Genomic DNA, 16,279 nt, shown 5'->3' with positions numbered 1-16,279 from the left:
GATATGGCTTTCGTAACTTTAGCAATTTTAGATTACGCAGTTTATTAAACTGGCATTTTAGTATTGATTCTCCATAAAACTAGCGGAAGAACCATTTTTTCTTGGTTTTACTAATTTTAAAAATGATTGCGACAGATGGGAAGAGAAAACCCAGATACACTAAGCGGTTTCCAATCCAAAATCTAAAATCCAAAATGGCATCGCTACCTACTCGTTGAAATTTAGATCACAACGCCTTTGTATATAGTTGTTCCTTGCGCGATCGCGGATTGATGTAGTCATGCAAGATTATGCTCGTTTTCCGACTACTGTACGAGAAAATGTTGCCTTTGGGGAAAACTAGCAGACCGAGTAGTAGTACTAGAACACGGTCAAATTAGAAATTATTGAGGTAGGCACTCATGACGAATTCATAGCATTAGGCGGACAGTATCACTTGATGTTTAGCCGTCAAGCTAGTAGTTACAACTGAGTGGGGAGTGAGTAAGAAGTAGGGGACAGGGGACAAGGGGAAGAATAAAAAATTACCTCTTTCCCCTCTGCCTCTTTTCAATGCCCAATTTTTATTCTGGTAATTTATATTGCCCAACAATACGCTTGGCAAACTCTGGAACGTGCGCTTCTAATTTCTCTGGATGATTTCGCTTCACATACAAATAATTCCGAGTAAAGTGAGAATCAATCGAAAATCGCGCATATTCTAAACCTTTGGGGCCGATTTTTTCGATAACCACACCCATCAGTTTTGCTGCCCACATCGGGAGGGTAACGCCTTTATCGTAAGCGGGAATACTTTGCTGTACAGCTTCCTTCCGGTTGCCTTTAGACGTTACTGGTTGAGTATCTAACTGGTCTTTCACCAAATCCAGCATTTCCTTACCTGTGTCATTTCTAACTACAATCCACTGCCAACCGAAGGGTGCGCCCATGTAGCCAACAACTAAATCGGCTAGGGAGTTGACATAATCAAAGCAACTCATACAGGATGGGGCAAATACATCTTTGAGTTGGTTTGTCTTCAAGCCAAAGAAAGGTACTGTTTCTGTTGAGCCATCCTCATGTTTGAAGTGAACCCGAAAGTCTTGCATGAATTCGTAATGCACAACTGTATCAGGCGATCGGCTGGTGGTTTCTAAGAATTTTTGCAGCCCGGCGCGGTTAACATTATCTACGCAGGGCGTACCCAAAACATACAGCTTTTCTAAACCAAGTTGTTTTTCTACGGCTCGTAATGCCTGGATTTGACAACCAACACCAATGACTAATAGCCGCTTCATCCCTGATTTCTCTATCTGTTCCAAGACAGAAAGGTTTGGGGAAAGAGTTGGTTTGTTTACCCGCGCTGCTAGTATTTCTTCTGGAGTCCGGGCGATGACGGGCATGGGTTGAAAGCAGTCTTCTTTGGTATTTTGCACGCAGACGACACCTTCAACTAAGCCGCGATTGAGCATTTCAATGGCAATGCTGCTAACAATACCCGTCCATTGTGCGCCTTCGATGGGCTGTTGTTTCCGTGCCGCCATCATATCTTGGTGAACACCAAAGTACAGTTCATCAGGGTTGTCGAGATGGCGCGATCGCATGTGTGTTTCTTCTTCAAGTTCGCCTATTTGCTGATTAATAAAAGCGCAGGCTTCCTTGACATAGTGAATATAGTATGTATCGCATAGTCCGCACTCGCTACAGAGTTCTTTAGCAGGGCGGCGGCTGGTAGATTTTAAGGCTCTGGCTTTTTTGTGAGGAGAAACTGAGGTCATATAAATTTTTTGTTTTATCCAGGAATCGCTTTTATTACAATACCGTCACTCGCTATGAACTTGACGATGGAGATTGAACAACAAGAGGATGGACGCAATAAGCAGAAGTGATTGGTTCTACTGGGTCAAGTTCATTAGTTGAGCAAGCTATACTTTGCTTAGATTAAAGGTGATGTATCCTTATGCTGACGCTAGAGAAGTAACACATAGCAGCAGTTAGCGCCAGTGCAGTCCAAAAATTTGATGTTTTTAAGAAAATCGACATCTTTTTAGTATTAACTTTATAATTTATATGAGTAGAAATTTGGTAAATACTAATGTTGCAATCCATTGAAGGAGTGTATAAGAACGGTAATATAGAACTTTCAGAATTACCATCTGATTTATCAGAAAGCCGTGTTATTGTAACTTTTTTAGAACCCAAAAAGCCTCAAGATAAAAGGCAGATAATGCAACTTGGGATGTTCTCTGGGAATAAACAGTCAACAGAAAAAGATTTTAAAATTAGTGAATTTCATGGAGATGCCGAAGACGGCTTAGACTGGTCGTAGGTAATTATGAGTTAGCAAAGCTTTTTGCCGAAATCGCACAAAATCATTGTGTAATGGATAGTGCTAATCACACCAAAATATCTTCGATGTTTATGTGGAATAACTTGGTTGATCAGCTTTTTTGGTAGATGCGAGCACATAAAATAATCTTGTAGCATACTTTGTCCAATCTTGAATTTAGTATTATATACTACTTTAATATAAGTATTAGCTAGAAGAGAGAAACATATTATGGGACTAGGCGATCGCATCAGCCGCATAATTAAGGTAAACCTGAGCAAATTACAAACAAGCTCAAAAAGAAGTCCAAACATGGTATCAAATACCTATATTAGCTATGAAAAAAGAACGTGAGGATTTAGCTCGTGAAGCTTTGGCTCGTAAGTATACTTACCAGCAAACGGCTGATAGCCTTCAAAATCAGCTTAATCAGCTAATAACAGTAATAGATAGTCTCAAAAGTGACTTAAGGTTTATAGAAAGAACAACTGCCAAAATTCAAGCAGAAGCAAGCTCAAGCTATGAGTGGGTTTAACAATGGCAAGAAAGGCTCCTAATGAATTTCAAGGCACTAACGACTATTAGTAACTTGCAAACGCTCTGCTTAAAGTGCAATCGTGGCAAGGGTGCAAGTAACTGAATATAAAAAATAAAATCTTTGTCAAATACTATAGATAGCCCTTCAGTAAATTAACTGAAGGGTATTTGCTATTCTCAAAAGACTTTATCTCAACTGAGGAAGGATGAAAATGCGATCGCACCTGCCTTCTTTCTTCGTAGTTCGTTCCTCTCAAGAACAAAAACCAGTGACACAAAACTCTAAAACAGGTGCAGCATTTATTGCAGGCGGAACCATAGCAGGTGCTGGTGTTTCCGCAACGGTAGGCGGGATGGGACTAGCAGGCGGATTTGGTGCAGTCGGTATTGGTGCAACTCCTGTAGTGGCTGCTGGCGCTGTAGCTGGTGCAGCTGCTTATCGGGCAATTAATGCGATCGCAAAAGCCTCAATGCAAGCAATTAATCAAGCTTATAAAGAATTTCAGGAGCAGTTAAACGCTTGCAAATGTCAGTAAGGTAAAATATATAACTCTTAAGAAGTATTGACATCTGAACTTTTTAAAGCGCTCATCTTGCATATTTTGAAAAAACGTTATAAATTATTAGATTATAGGGGAATAATCTGACGTCTTAGTGTCAAAAACTAATCCTGCTCAAGTAAATATACTGCAACCAGTTTTAACTTCATGCAAATCCTAAACAGCACTGAAGATATGTTTTTATTTGGTAAAGCAAAGATTCTGTACATGAAACAGAACAATAAATAATCTAAAAATATATCTTGTGTGACTGTTTTTAAAATCATGTTAGCGCTTGCGGTGATGAGCAACAACTAGAATTCACCAAAAGAGTAATCCATTATAAGCAAATTAACTAGTAATAAAGCTGCATGTGTCAGCAGATTTATTCGTTATTAGTTGATTAATTTTTCTCCAAATTATATTTGCTATTCAAAGAATTGTTTTTGTTATGCTGAGAATGGCAAAAATATTAAATGAAGACGCATCTATCACAAATTCACAATCCCAATGGAGCTATTCTGGCGATGCACTTAAACGAATTAGAAACTACTGAAAACTTAAAAGAAGTCGAAGAAGCGTGGCGAACACTAGAAAAATCAATTCTCTATTATCAGGGTCGCCCCGTTGGGACGGTAGCCGCTTATGATGCATCTGTAGAGGCTCTTAATTATGACCAGTGTTTTGTTCGGGATTTTGTCTCCTCAGCTCTAATTTTTCTAATCAAAGGTAGAACAGATATTGTTCGCAACTTCTTAGAAGAAACCTTAAAGTTACAACCTAAAGAAAGGGCATTAGATGCCTATAAACCTGGACGAGGATTAATTCCAGCTAGCTTTAAAGTTGTATCAGAAAATGGGCAAGAATATTTAGAGGCTGATTTTGGTGAACATGCGATCGCTAGAGTTACACCCGTAGATTCTTGCTTATGGTGGATTATTTTGTTGCGTGCTTATGTAGTCGCTACAGAAGATTTTTCTCTCGCATATCAACCTGAATTCCAAAATGGTATCAGGTTAATCATGGAAATCTGCTTGGCGAATCGTTTTGATATGTATCCAACGCTGTTGGTTCCAGATGGTGCTTGTATGATTGACCGTCGTATGGGTATTTATGGGCATCCTCTAGAACTACAAGTTCTTTTTTACACGGCATTGCGTGCATCTCGTGAACTGCTAGTTTGCCAAGGGAATTCCGATATTGTTGCAGCCATTGATAACCGATTGCCTCTTTTATGCGCTCATATTCGCCAGCATTATTGGATAGATATTAATCGCCTGAATGCAATTTATCGCTTCAAAAGTGAAGAATATGGTAAGGGTGCTGTTAATCTGTTCAACATATATGTAGATTCTGTTCCCTATTATGAATTAGATAAGTGGCTACCAAAAAAAGGTGGTTATTTAGCAGGTAATGTCGGGCCGTCGCAGCTAGATACTCGCTTCTTTTCCCTCGGAAACTTAATGGCAATCATTTCAGACTTAGCCACCGAAGAACAGTCACAAGCGATTATGACTCTCATTGAGGATCGATGGGATGATTTGGTAGGAGATATGCCAATGAAAATTTGTTTCCCAGCTTTGGAACATGAAGAATACAGAATTGTAACTGGATGTGACCCCAAAAATATCCCCTGGTCGTATCATAATGCTGGTAGTTGGCCAGTTTTAATGTGGATGTTAGCGGCGGCGGCGGTGAAAACTAACAGAACAAGTCTTGCACAAAAGGCTATTGAAATTGCCCAAGGACGCCTTAGTACAGATGAATGGCCAGAATATTACGACGGTAAGAAAGGGCGACTGATTGGCAAACAAGCTCGGAAATATCAAACTTGGACAATTACTGGGTTCTTATTAGCAAAAGAACTGATGGCAAACCACACTTATTTACCATTAATCAGCTTTGGTAAATTACCAGCAGAACAGGTTTCTAGAGCATGTGAGTTTGAAATCGCCAGTGTAGACCCGTATATGTCTTGATAGGGAAAGAGTAAAGACGCGATTAATCGCGTCTTTACAGGAGTTAAAATACAAAAGCCTTCTGACTCCTGAATCCTGTTTCCATGACAAATTCCCGTCAAATAGCTTTTATCGCCCTGCGAGAGGTTCACAAGGGGGCTTATGCTGATGTTGCCCTAGATAGAGTGCTGCAAAAAGTTAATTTGCCTGATAACGATCGCCGCTTGCTGACAGAATTGGTTTATGGGAGTGTCAGAAGGCAGCGCACTCTTGATACTCTCATCGATCAACTCGCCAAAAAGAAATCTCATCAACAACCACAAGACCTCCGCACCATCTTACATCTGGGTTTCTACCAACTGCGTTATCAAGAGCGTATTCCCGCCTCAGCTGCTGTTAATACCACCGTCCAACTCGCTAAAGAAAACGGTTTTTCTGGACTCACAGGGTTTGTTAACGGTCTATTGCGCCAGTATCTTAGAAAAGCAGGGGGAGAAAACACTCCCTTATCCCCCTCATCTCTCCACACCGATCCTTTACAACTTCCAGAAAACCCAGTGGAACGCTTGGGTATTTTACACAGCTTTCCTGATTGGATTATTCAAGTCTGGTTAGAACAACTGGGTTTGGCTGAGACAGAACAATTGTGTGAATGGATGAACCAATCACCAACAATCGACTTGCGTATCAACCCACTTCGCACTTCAATCGAAGAAGTTGAGGCGGCTTTGCAATCTGCTGGTATTTTGGTGAGACGGATTCCTGATTTACCCCAAGCTTTACGATTGATTGGTAGTGCTGGATCAATTCAAAAACTACCTGGTTTTAAAGAAGGTTGGTGGACTGTACAAGATGGTAGCGCCCAATTGGTAAGTCATTTGCTCGACCCCCAACCAGGTGAGGTGGTAATTGATGCCTGTGCTGCACCAGGCGGTAAAACAACCCACATTACTGAGTTAATGGCAGATAAAGGGAAAATTTGGGCTTGCGATCGCACTCCTTCTCGTCTTCGCAAACTCCAAGAAAATTCTCAACGGCTGAATTTACAATCTATTCAAATTTACACTGGTGACAGTCGCCACTTCAACCAATTTCAAAACACCGCAGACCGCGTATTATTGGATGCTCCATGTTCTGGTTTGGGAACTATGCACCGTCATGCTGATGCTCGTTGGCGACAAACACCAGAATCTGTCCGGGAACTTTCGGTGTTGCAAAAAGAATTAATAACACATACATCAACTTTTGTCAAACCTGGTGGTGTACTAGTTTATGCCACTTGTACATTGCATCCAGCAGAAAATGAAGAAGTGATTTCGACATTTCTAGCTGAGTCACCTAATTGGCAAATTGAGTCTCCAAGCGGCTTTGAATCGCCTGCTTCTGCATATAGCACCCCTGAAGGTTGGTTTAAAGTCTGGCCCCATAGACAGGACATGGATGGCTTTTTTATGGTGCGCTTAAGAAAAACCAATAATTCCGAGTGAATACTGTTTGGGATTGTACGATTTGGTTGAGGCCTGAATCTACCAGACGAGGCAGCAATGGTTACCCCTTCCAATGTCAAAAACTTAGTTAAAATCCTGATTGGAGCCGCCTGGATCGATGGCAGAATCCAACCAGAAGAACGGCAATATCTCCGCGAGATAGCTCAAGCAAAAGGTTTAGCTAACGATCCAGAAATTAAGCCTTGGCTGTACGAATTCGTTCCTGTACAGCCAAAAGAATGCTATGACTGGGTGCGTGAGTATTTAGGCGATCGCCCCAGTCATGAAGATTGTGAAAATCTAATTGAAGCCATCAGTGGCTTAATTTATAGCGATGGCGAAGTTGCCGTCGAAGAAGCTAGACTGCTGACGGAATTGCAGGACATAGCGAAGCCGAATGATTCAACTCAACCGGCTCACACTGCACTTCTCAAACAAATTCAAAAGCTTTACCGCCGTTGGGTTGACGTGCAAAACTAATCTATAGTCAAAAGTCCATAGTCTAATAACTAATAACTAATGACTAAATTATGACTTCGGATCGCCTAGACCCGGAGTTTCTTCTTTATCAACCTTAGGCACAAAATCAGGACGCTCTTTACTTTCCCAACCTGCGGGGCGTTTCGAGTTGTACCAAGCTATTGAACCAATGGTTACAGCAGCAATAAAACCAACTACATACACCAAGGTGAAAGCAAAAGGAAACTGACCGCCACCTGTTGCAACTGAATCTGCTGCCTGCATCAATATATGCATGAGTATATTCTCCAATGTTAAGTAACACTACTTGACACACTATAGAATGAGCCTATCACTTAACATCCCTCTGGAGTTTAGTTTCAGCAACTCCATATTGCATAGAAAAGAGGAATGAGGGGGACAAGGAGAAGAATTAGTAACTAATCCCCAATGCCCAATGCCCACTCTTCAATTAGAAGGTCTAAGTTTATCCCGCCAAGATGGCTGTGATGATGAATCTGAAGAACCGGAAGAACCGGAAGAACCGGAACTATTTGCTGGAGAGGACGAGCGCCGACTTCTTTGAGGCGGGGAAGAAGAATCAGATTCTACTCTTCTAGATCGCCGCCGTGAAGTAGATGATTCTGAAGAAGAGTTACTGGAACTTGATTCTTCGGTGCGATCGCGCCTTCTCTGTCTTGGGGTATAATCGCTTGATTGCTGTTCTTCTTGAGAATAGCTCCTTCTCCTACGTCTCTTAGATGAACCACTCTCTTCAGAATTTTTAGCACTTTCCCCTTCTGAGTCTTCATCATCAGAAATAGAACGATTCAGTACTTGTTTAGGCTTCATAGGCTGGGCTTTGATAGTGCCTTTGCGACCTTCTAACTTTGGACGTTTGGGAAACTTTTCTACGGGCATCTCCTCTGCCGCTTTTTCCATAAATTCGTGCCAGGTGTAAGCCGCACTACCACTACTGCCGTCTGTGGGGTGGTTATCATCGTTACCTAGCCAAACGCCTGTCACCATCTGGGGAATGTAACCAATAAACCATAAATCACGGGCTTCGTCAGAAGTGCCGGTTTTGCCTGCAACTGGTCTATTACCTAATTGAGCAGCAGCACCAGTCCCCTCTTCTACGACGTTGCGTAACATCCAAGTCATTATGGCGGCACTGTCAGCGTCAAGGGCGCGTTGTGGCTTGAAATTAGCTGACCAGATCACCTTGCCTTGACGGTTGAGGATGCGAGTAATACCATGAGGTTCTGTGTGCAATCCCTGAGTTGCAAAACTGCCATAGGCGCTGGTCAATTCCAACAAATTGACTTCATTTGAGCCGAGAGCCAAGGAGTAGGTGGGCTTAAGCTCAGATTTTATTCCCATATCATGGGCAAGTTTAATCGTTGGCGTAAATCCCACATCAATCAACACCTTCACCGCAATTATATTAATAGAGCGGGTGAGGGCGTCTCGCATGTTCATGGAACCATGAAACTTTTCACTATAGTTTTTCGGTTCGTAGCCATCTACGACAAAGGGCGCATCTTCATAGCTATCGTAGGGGCTTTTACCGCTAGCGATCGCAGTGGCATATACAAACCCTTTAAATGTCGAGCCTGGCTGCCGTTGTGCCTGAGTAACCCGATTAAATTGGTTTTTACCAAAATCTTTTCCCCCAACCATTGCCTTAATTTCACCGTTGCGGGGGTCAATGGCTACCATTGATCCTTGCTTAAAGTTCTCCCAGTTTCCTTGATTTCGCAGTGTTTTGGCAACTGCCTCTTCTGCAACTTTCTGCCAAGTTGGGTTCAGCGTAGTTTCTACTACTAATCCCTCACTTTTTAGCACGTTAGGAGAAACGTACTTTGGCAATTCTTTTTGGATGTAGCTGGTAAAGTAGGGTGATTCTATTTCCAGTCGCTTAGGTAAACTGGTTTTGAGAATTAATGGTTCTTGGACTGCTGCCTGTCTTTGTGCTGGCGTAATTATTTTATCTTCTTGCATCCGTTGCAATACCAAGTCCCGCCGCCGTTTTGCCGCTTCGGGATTCTTGTCTGGAGCGTATAAGCTAGGAGCAGGGGCTAATCCAGCAATCGTTGCCATTTCGGCTAAAGAAAGCTGGTCTGGCGTTTTACTAAAATATACCCTTGATGCATCTGCCACACCATAAGCTCCGCCTCCCAAATAAACCAGATTTAGGTAGCGCTCTAAAATCTGATCTTTGGTTAATTCATTCTCCATTTTTTGTGCTAGGCGGACTTCCTTGAGTTTGCGCCAGATTGTCTGTTCTTGTTTCAAAAACAGAATCCGCGCTAGCTGTTGGGTGATAGTGCTAGCACCTTCAACAACACCTTGCGATCGCAAATTATTCAAACCCGCTCTAGCAATACCTTGTGGATCAAATCCGTTGTGTTGCTTAAATCTTCTATCTTCTGAGGCGATGAAAGCTTTTTTTAAATTATCTGGTATTTGTTCCAGCTTTAGCTGTTCTCTGGCCGTTTCACCTTGTTGTTGTAATATGGTTCCATCGGCGGCTTTGATGGTCAGTGTTTGTTCTCTAACTACGGCATTCAACTCTGCCTGATCTGGCAAAGTCCGATCTATTAAACTGATGCCGTAGATGAAGGCGATTATCCCACCACCTACACCCAAGCCTGCCCAAAACCAGATGCGACGATAGAGTGGTTTACCGCGAGTTGCCTGATTAGCCTTCATCCTAGATGGTAAAATTTTCATTTGCTCAGTAACTGCCTCGCCTGCGCCAGATGTGCTGGTGGTAAGCTTCTCATTTGTTCCTCCTTGTCCAGAGTCACTCAAATTAGTTGGTCTTCGCTTGAACCAGGAGGTAAGCTTCCCCACGTCAGTTCCTCGCTCAAAATAGTAACTGTATAACCACCATCAATCAACTTTGGGGTTATAGCACTACCTCTGTGTTAGTATAATATCCTATAAATAATTAACTAAATTCACTATATAAAAATAATGTTTTTTAGATTTGGTTAATTGGGTTTTGTAAAAAAAATTGCAAATTTGATAACTATTCGGAATAGAAAAATTATTGTCATTTTCTGCAACAGGTGTACCGAAGTATCCGCAAATACAGCCAGAGTCCAGCTTACTTAAGGCGAACGACGCCAAAGCAGAGCTAAGAAGAAGCGCCGTTGCTCTTGGTAGTAATATCGGCGATTCACAAACAACTTTAGAAGCAGCTATAGAGATTTTAGCCCAAACGCCAGGTATTGTCTTAGAAGCCAGATCCAATTGGTACCAAACCAAAGCTGTAGGGCCACCACAGCCAGATTACCTAAATGGCTGCGTCACATTGCAGGTAGAAATCACAGCCCAGCAATTATTAGAAACTTTGTTAGGAATTGAACAACAATTTGGGCGTGTGCGTCAGGAACGCTGGGGACCACGAATCCTGGATTTAGATTTGTTATTATTTGATGACATTATTCTGGATACACGAAATCTCCAGATTCCGCATCCACGAATGCGGGATCGGGCCTTTGTGTTAGTTCCACTGGCAGAAATTGCCCCAGATTGGATAGAACCAGTATCCGGGTATGTTATTAAAGAACTGCTGAAAGAGGTAGACTGTTCTGATGTACATTTATTGATGGGCAATTAAAAATACCATCCTTAAACGCAGAAGAACGCTGATTTCACCTCTGTATTCACAGATAATCAGATTTTATTATGCCATTAGGTAGAGAATTACCACAACTACTAAGACAACGCCTGTTTTATAAAGGACGCAAATTTGATTTTGAAGTTAATCGCTTGCGTTTGCCTAATAAATCAGAAGGAGAATGGGAATGTATTCGTCACCCTGGTGGCGCTCTAGCTGTACCGATAACGCCAGAGGGTAAACTTGTACTCGTGCGCCAGTACCGTTTTGCAATTCAGGGACGGATATTAGAATTTCCGGCGGGAACTGTAGAACCAAATGAAGAACCTTTAGAAACAATACAGCGTGAGATTGAAGAAGAAACTGGCTATAGTGCCAAGAAATGGGACAAATTAGGCGAGTTTTTCTTAGCACCGGGTTATTCAGATGAAATTATCTATGCTTTTCTGGCGCGAGATTTAGAAAAGCTGGAAACACCACCACCACAGGATGGAGACGAGGATATCGAAACTGTGTTTTTGACTCCTGAAGAATTAGAGAAAGCGATTCTGGAGGGAGAGCCGGTAGATGCTAAATCAGTTTCTAGCTTTTTTCTGGCGCGTCCGTTTTTAATTTAATAGGAATATGCTGCTAGAGTTAGCGATTGCAGATGCTTACGGTGCAGTCTTTGAATATGCTGACGAGATGCTCGTTAACAATGATTTGAGTCGATACGTAGAACATCCGCGTTTTCGACTCAATCTTGGCAGCTACACGGATGACACCCAGATGAGCATTGCCATTGCTGAAGTAATTGTTGCTTAAGCACCGTGGACGGTAGAAGTTTTAGCCGATAGTTTCGTTAAAGCCTTCAAACGCGATGAGAGAGAAGGTTATGCTCGAAGCTTCTACCATTTTCTGAGAAAAATTCAAGATGGGGAAGAGTTTTTAACGAAAATTAACCCTGAGAGTCAAAAGAGGCAGGGGAGCAGGGGGCAGGGAGCAAGGGGGAAAATTGAGACGGAGCTTGTACTCCGCCCCAGTAAGAGCGCCCTGCCCCTCCGCTTCTTCGGTGACAAAAGTGGGACGGCGATGCGTGCAGCCAAAAATTCGAGTTAAATGTAATACATCGGTTGGGAAAAGTGTGATTTGCCCTCCTGCTTTACTCAATTAAGGGCAACTTACCTTTTCAAATACTACGGTTTTTAGAGATATTATTACAGTTATTTAGGTAAATATAAAGCTACCCTAACCTTCACTATCCCCAAGTTGGGGTAGTAAAGTACACATTGGCGGCTTAATTATATGCTTGTATATATTCAACACATTAACTGCTCAGTGATATGAAAATTGACTTAAAGTCAAAGTTATAAAAGCATGACCAAAAGAAGCTTACAACTCCTAAACATGTGTCTTTATGCAAGACGCATACATATTTCACACAGATGAAAAAAAATCCAACTTTTAACAGTGCCGGTAAACTGACTGCTCTTTTGTTCCTAATAACTCTCTTTCTCACACCTTGTGTGATTGTAAATGCAGGTGAACGTGGTGTTTTAATGAAATTTGGCGAAGTACAAAACCAGATATTAGGTGAAGGACTGCACTTAATTATTCCTGTAGTTAATACTGTGAAGAAGTTGAGTATTCGAGTCCAAAAGCAGGAAATTTCGGCTGAGGCTTCTTCTAAAGATTTACAAAATGTTTTCACCGATGTCGCTCTCAATTGGCATATTGTTCCCCAAGAAGCAAATGCCATTTTTCAAGAAATTGGAGATGAACAAGATATAGTTATTCGGATTATTAACCCAGCAGTTGAAGAAGTCCTAAAAGCAGTAATGGCAAAGTATACTGCTGAAGAAATTATTACTAAACGAGGAGAAGTAAAAGGTGGAGTAGATGATGCATTATCTACACGTCTTAGTAGCTATCACGTTGCAGTTGATGATATTTCTCTAGTTCATGTCCATTTTTCAGAAAGATTTGGTGAGGCGGTAGAGGCGAAGCAAATTGCCGAACAAGAAGCAAAACAAGCAGAGTTTATCGCCTTAAAAGCAACAAAAGAGGCTGAAGCAAAAGTTAATTTAGCTAAAGGCGAGGCTGAGGCGCACAGATTATTACGTGATGGTTTAACTCCCGAAATTCTGCAAAGGCAAGCAATAGAAAAATGGAATGGCAAGCTGCCATTAATTGTTAGTAAGGAGGCTCCAAAATTATTTAATTTAAGTGAAATTTTAAAATTTGATAAAAATTGAGATTTGACAATCCGACTGCGATGTTTTTCCAATAAGCACAAAAATTATTTGCCTGTTTTTCGCTTAAATCAGCAAATAATAATTGTCTTATCCACCTTACCAGAAAGAAAAAGGTACAGAGCAAATAAATTTATTTATGGGCTTGGTAAATTTTTGACTTTTGAATGCATGACTTGTGACTTCCCCGAACGCGAACAGCCTCCCCAAGAGTTGAGGCTGACTAGTCCAGAAACAGATATGAACGCCTAACGCATCCTACTTAAGATTTATTTTATAAATAGATAAATAATTTTTGAGATAGTGCTTTGCTTATTAACAAAACTTATCAAAAGTTAAAGATAAACTTATGCTTAACCACATCATAATTTTTAGGTTTAAGGCTAAATAATTGGTAGTAGACATAATTAAACGTAACTATATTTTTATCATCTTTGACACCTAATGCTTTATACCTTATACCTTATCCTTCTTTGTAAGCAGTGATATTTATTTATGCCCATGTATATAACTTTGTATTTGTAACTCTAAGACTGAGATTTTGTTATTAGTTTTACAATTACTTCATATAAATTTTATAAAAGTTTTTTTAGTTTTATAAGGAGCGTTTTTTAGATAAAATTAACTACTAAAATAAGGGGGATTTTATTTATGCGTTTTTTTCAGTTTTCAGTGATTCTTGCTTGTACAACAGCAGCTTTTATATCAATTGCCCCCATAGAGGTAAAAGCTGCAACTTTTAAAGTAATATCTGGAGTCACTAGCATTGATCGTGACCACGAGGATATTCTTAGGAATATTGGACTAAACTTGACAGGTAGTAATAATACAGTTGCACCAATTCCCAGCAATTATTTGGTTGGTTTTAACATAGATTCAGCCAGCAACTTCACGTTCAGCGATGAGGGCGGTTTTACTCCGCTTTCAGGAACAATTGAGCATACTGGGACTGTTACCTTCAACAATCAAATTACTGTGGGTGACTTTTCAATTGGTTTTGTTCCAGGACGTACCGTTAAAGATGCTAGCGGATTTGTTTTAAGAGATACATTTTCTTTAAATACAATTTTGTTTGATTTGAGTCTTCCAGAACCTGTGGCGTTTGATGGTCAAAATTTAACCATCCCTGATGTTAAATTGCTGTTGTCTCCAGAGTTTGCTAATATTCTGCAAAAACCTGAATTGACAGGTTTGTTTGCTGGAACTGCAAGAATTGATGCTGAAGTTGCTGCCGTACCTGAACCTGACAGTGTACTGGCAGTTTTAGCGGCAGGTGCGGCTCTCTTGGCAACTAGATTTTATACTCGAAAAATTAAATACACTTGATATCTTGCAGCATTGCTAAATGCTTATTAACAGGTGCAAGTGTATTTGCAGCAATCAGTCCACTGGCAGCGACTGCTGGTAAACCAATGCCGGGAAATGTCGAGTCGCCACAACACATCAGCCCTGCTAAGGGTGTGCTGGGGCCGGGAAACATAGCGCTTCCAGCCTGAATTGCTGGGCCGTAGGAACCTTGGTGACGGCGGAGATAACGTTCGTGAGTTAGAGGTGTACCAACAAGTGTGACTTCGCAACGAGAGCGAATATCTGGAATAATCCTCTGTAGCGCTTGCCACATTACTTCTGCACGCGATCGCTTTTTTTCGGCGTATTCTTGGTTCCTTCTATCCATTCCTTGCCAGATAGAGTATGGCTCATTACCAGGAGTATAAACATGAATTACGTGCTTACCTGGTGGCGCTAGGGATGGATCGAGAACTGAAGGGATGGAGATAACTACAACATTCTGAGGTGCTGTTATGCCCAATTCCCAGTCATTAACTACGATGTAATGACACCGCAAATTTGACTGTAATCCTTGAGCATCAATGCCTAAATGTAGATGCATAAAGCTATCACACTCAGGTGTTGCTTGTCGTTTAGCGCGGTACTGTTTGGGTATTGCCTTTTCTGGTAGTAACTTCAGTGTGTCCCAAACCGATGCATTAGAAATCACTGACCGTCGCGCTCGGATTTCGGAGCGATCGCGCAGACGCACACCCACCGCCCGATTCCCTTCTACAAGCACTTCTTCCACATGAGCGCCCAGAATCAACTTCCCTCTGTGACGCTGCAATCCTTGTACAAGGGTGTCAACTAAAGCACCACTACCACCAATAGGATATTCAAGTATTGCATCTGGTCGATACCAGTCGGCAAACATAAATCCTACTTCTGCGGCGCTAGTGCCATCTGCGGGCAATCCAGAAAGTAGGAAACACAGCAAATTCAGCCAATTTCGGGTAAAAGGATCTTTAACAACGCCATCCATAATCCGGCTAAAGGGGCCCGTCAGCTTAATTATATTTGCCAGATGTTTTGTCAGAGATGGGATAAAGGGGCCAACAGTTCTAGCTGCACCAAAGTCAAAGCGTAATGCTGCTGGTGGTATGGAAGTTGCTGCACTAGCGAATGGTTCCATAACACGCTGGAGTTCCTGCCATTCGGCTACAGCATCATGTCCCCGGAATTTCATCAGCACTTCACAAAATTGCTCCGCACCAACCGACGTATCAAAATCACCTTCTGGTACACAACAACCCCAAGTATCATAGGTTACGCATGGTAATTCCGAGCCAATTGCATCTAAGACTTGCCGCAGAGGGTTGGCAGAGGGGCTGTAAGACAGTCCAGAGTAGAGAGACGGGCCCGAGTCAAATTTGAAACCATTGCGCTCAAAAGCATGGGCAGCGCCTCCAGCAATGGAGTGGCTTTCGCAGACTATTACATCAAAGCCATAGCGTGCCAAAACAGCAGCACAACTCAAACCGCCAATACCGCTACCAATAACAACTACATCTGTAACTTGCATATATGTTTGCAACAATAAATTCAAACAACTGTGGAAACTTGGATAATATCATTCGCTCCTCCATCCACAAACCGCTCTAATTGGTTAATAAGCTGTTGCGCCTTTAATTTGCACTAATATTTTTTCAAGATGATTGTGGGGTGGGCATCCTGCCCGCCCTGATAATGCAAGTTGTATACTTAACAGCTTATCATCACAAACGCTGGACATTAAACCGCCATTGCCGCCTTCTTCAGATTAAAGGCTTAATTCACACAGACAAATGAGAAACTTAA

General features: G+C 41.6%; 16 protein-coding genes and 1 pseudogene. 13 read left to right on the top strand and 4 right to left on the bottom strand.

Features of this window, described 5'->3' with window-relative positions; genetic code table 11:
• Positions 1–563: 563 nt before the first annotated feature.
• The gene (locus V7K25_RS07385; protein WP_335156504.1) at positions 564–1,757 is read right to left on the bottom strand and encodes a Coenzyme F420 hydrogenase/dehydrogenase, beta subunit C-terminal domain; all 1,194 of its coding nucleotides are present in this window, start codon (positions 1,755–1,757) and stop codon (positions 564–566) included.
• Between the two features lie 317 nt (positions 1,758–2,074).
• Here V7K25_RS07385 and V7K25_RS07380 point away from each other — a divergent pair, with 317 nt between their 5' ends.
• The 7 genes and pseudogenes from V7K25_RS07380 to V7K25_RS07355 all read left to right on the top strand — a co-directional run bounded on the left by V7K25_RS07380 (position 2,075) and on the right by V7K25_RS07355 (position 7,309).
• Positions 2,075–2,308: a hypothetical protein gene (locus V7K25_RS07380; RefSeq protein WP_335156502.1), complete on the top strand. Its 234-nt coding sequence runs from the start codon at positions 2,075–2,077 to the stop codon at positions 2,306–2,308.
• 295 nt (positions 2,309–2,603) lie between these two features.
• A pseudogene (locus V7K25_RS07375) lies at positions 2,604–2,843 on the top strand (PspA/IM30 family protein); the annotation flags it as partial.
• 21 nt (positions 2,844–2,864) lie between these two features.
• Positions 2,865–2,948 (top strand): HNH endonuclease, encoded by an 84-nt coding sequence (locus V7K25_RS31560; RefSeq protein ID WP_442948071.1) that lies wholly within the window; start codon positions 2,865–2,867, stop codon positions 2,946–2,948.
• Between the two features lie 109 nt (positions 2,949–3,057).
• Positions 3,058–3,381: a hypothetical protein gene (locus V7K25_RS07370; protein WP_335156500.1), complete on the top strand. Its 324-nt coding sequence runs from the start codon at positions 3,058–3,060 to the stop codon at positions 3,379–3,381.
• 530 nt (positions 3,382–3,911) lie between these two features.
• Entirely contained in the window at positions 3,912–5,363 is a 1,452-nt protein-coding gene (locus V7K25_RS07365) for a glycoside hydrolase 100 family protein (protein WP_335156510.1), read from the top strand.
• A gap of 83 nt (positions 5,364–5,446) precedes the next feature.
• On the top strand, positions 5,447–6,829 hold the full coding sequence (locus V7K25_RS07360; RefSeq protein WP_335156498.1) for a 16S rRNA (cytosine(967)-C(5))-methyltransferase: 1,383 nt from the start codon (positions 5,447–5,449) through the stop codon (positions 6,827–6,829).
• A 57-nt stretch (positions 6,830–6,886) separates the two neighbouring features.
• Positions 6,887–7,309, top strand: a complete 423-nt coding sequence (locus V7K25_RS07355) for a tellurite resistance TerB family protein (protein ID WP_229557536.1) — start codon at positions 6,887–6,889, stop codon at positions 7,307–7,309.
• Positions 7,310–7,357: 48 nt separating this feature from the next.
• Here V7K25_RS07355 and psb35 read toward each other — a convergent pair whose 3' ends face one another.
• Positions 7,358–7,585, bottom strand: a complete 228-nt coding sequence (psb35, locus tag V7K25_RS07350; protein ID WP_229495704.1) for a photosystem II assembly protein Psb35 — start codon at positions 7,583–7,585, stop codon at positions 7,358–7,360.
• Positions 7,586–7,756: 171 nt separating this feature from the next.
• Entirely contained in the window at positions 7,757–10,147 is a 2,391-nt protein-coding gene (locus V7K25_RS07345; protein WP_335156495.1) for a transglycosylase domain-containing protein, read from the bottom strand.
• 238 nt (positions 10,148–10,385) lie between these two features.
• Between V7K25_RS07345 and folK the strand changes: the two genes are divergently transcribed.
• The 6 genes from folK to V7K25_RS07315 all read left to right on the top strand — a co-directional run bounded on the left by folK (position 10,386) and on the right by V7K25_RS07315 (position 14,476).
• Positions 10,386–10,919, top strand: a complete 534-nt coding sequence (gene folK / locus V7K25_RS07340) for a 2-amino-4-hydroxy-6-hydroxymethyldihydropteridine diphosphokinase (protein WP_335156508.1) — start codon at positions 10,386–10,388, stop codon at positions 10,917–10,919.
• Positions 10,920–10,987: 68 nt separating this feature from the next.
• On the top strand, positions 10,988–11,536 hold the full coding sequence (locus V7K25_RS07335; RefSeq protein WP_335156493.1) for an NUDIX hydrolase: 549 nt from the start codon (positions 10,988–10,990) through the stop codon (positions 11,534–11,536).
• Positions 11,537–11,543: 7 nt separating this feature from the next.
• Positions 11,544–11,723, top strand: a complete 180-nt coding sequence (locus V7K25_RS07330) for an ADP-ribosylglycohydrolase family protein (protein WP_335156491.1) — start codon at positions 11,544–11,546, stop codon at positions 11,721–11,723.
• Between the two features lie 620 nt (positions 11,724–12,343).
• Positions 12,344–13,153, top strand: coding sequence for a prohibitin family protein (locus V7K25_RS07325; RefSeq protein ID WP_335156489.1), 810 nt, complete (start codon positions 12,344–12,346; stop codon positions 13,151–13,153).
• Positions 13,154–13,201: 48 nt separating this feature from the next.
• A complete protein-coding gene (locus V7K25_RS07320) occupies positions 13,202–13,402 on the top strand; it encodes a hypothetical protein (RefSeq protein WP_335156487.1) in 201 nt (66 codons plus the stop codon).
• Positions 13,403–13,801: 399 nt separating this feature from the next.
• Positions 13,802–14,476 (top strand): hypothetical protein, encoded by a 675-nt coding sequence (locus tag V7K25_RS07315; protein WP_335156485.1) that lies wholly within the window; start codon positions 13,802–13,804, stop codon positions 14,474–14,476.
• Here the strand turns inward: V7K25_RS07315 and V7K25_RS07310 are convergent.
• Positions 14,463–16,004: a phytoene desaturase family protein gene (locus V7K25_RS07310; protein ID WP_335156483.1), complete on the bottom strand. Its 1,542-nt coding sequence runs from the start codon at positions 16,002–16,004 to the stop codon at positions 14,463–14,465. The two genes, V7K25_RS07315 and V7K25_RS07310, sit on opposite strands and share 14 nt — an antisense overlap.
• Positions 16,005–16,279: the final 275 nt, after the last annotated feature.

The organism is Nostoc sp., from assembly GCF_036919495.1.
GTDB lineage: Bacteria > Cyanobacteriota > Cyanobacteriia > Cyanobacteriales > Nostocaceae > Nostoc.
This window is presented reverse-complemented; position numbering and strand designations above follow the sequence as displayed.

Excerpts from the sequence above, each read along its gene's own strand:
- V7K25_RS07380 (WP_335156502.1), top strand. The coding sequence starts at position 2,075 with ATGTTGCAATCCATTGAAGGAGTGTATAAGAACGGTAATATAGAACTT.
- V7K25_RS31560 (WP_442948071.1), top strand. The coding sequence starts at position 2,865 with ATGAATTTCAAGGCACTAACGACTATTAGTAACTTGCAAACGCTCTGC.
- V7K25_RS07335 (WP_335156493.1), top strand. The coding sequence starts at position 10,988 with ATGCCATTAGGTAGAGAATTACCACAACTACTAAGACAACGCCTGTTT.
- V7K25_RS07315 (WP_335156485.1), top strand. The coding sequence starts at position 13,802 with ATGCGTTTTTTTCAGTTTTCAGTGATTCTTGCTTGTACAACAGCAGCT.
- V7K25_RS07360 (WP_335156498.1), top strand. The coding sequence starts at position 5,447 with ATGACAAATTCCCGTCAAATAGCTTTTATCGCCCTGCGAGAGGTTCAC.
- V7K25_RS07325 (WP_335156489.1), top strand. The coding sequence starts at position 12,344 with ATGAAAAAAAATCCAACTTTTAACAGTGCCGGTAAACTGACTGCTCTT.
- V7K25_RS07370 (WP_335156500.1), top strand. The coding sequence starts at position 3,058 with ATGCGATCGCACCTGCCTTCTTTCTTCGTAGTTCGTTCCTCTCAAGAA.
- V7K25_RS07330 (WP_335156491.1), top strand. The coding sequence starts at position 11,544 with ATGCTGCTAGAGTTAGCGATTGCAGATGCTTACGGTGCAGTCTTTGAA.
- V7K25_RS07365 (WP_335156510.1), top strand. The coding sequence starts at position 3,912 with ATGCACTTAAACGAATTAGAAACTACTGAAAACTTAAAAGAAGTCGAA.
- V7K25_RS07385 (WP_335156504.1), bottom strand. The coding sequence starts at position 1,757 with ATGACCTCAGTTTCTCCTCACAAAAAAGCCAGAGCCTTAAAATCTACC.
- V7K25_RS07355 (WP_229557536.1), top strand. The coding sequence starts at position 6,887 with ATGGTTACCCCTTCCAATGTCAAAAACTTAGTTAAAATCCTGATTGGA.
- psb35 (WP_229495704.1), bottom strand. The coding sequence starts at position 7,585 with ATGCATATATTGATGCAGGCAGCAGATTCAGTTGCAACAGGTGGCGGT.
- V7K25_RS07310 (WP_335156483.1), bottom strand. The coding sequence starts at position 16,004 with ATGCAAGTTACAGATGTAGTTGTTATTGGTAGCGGTATTGGCGGTTTG.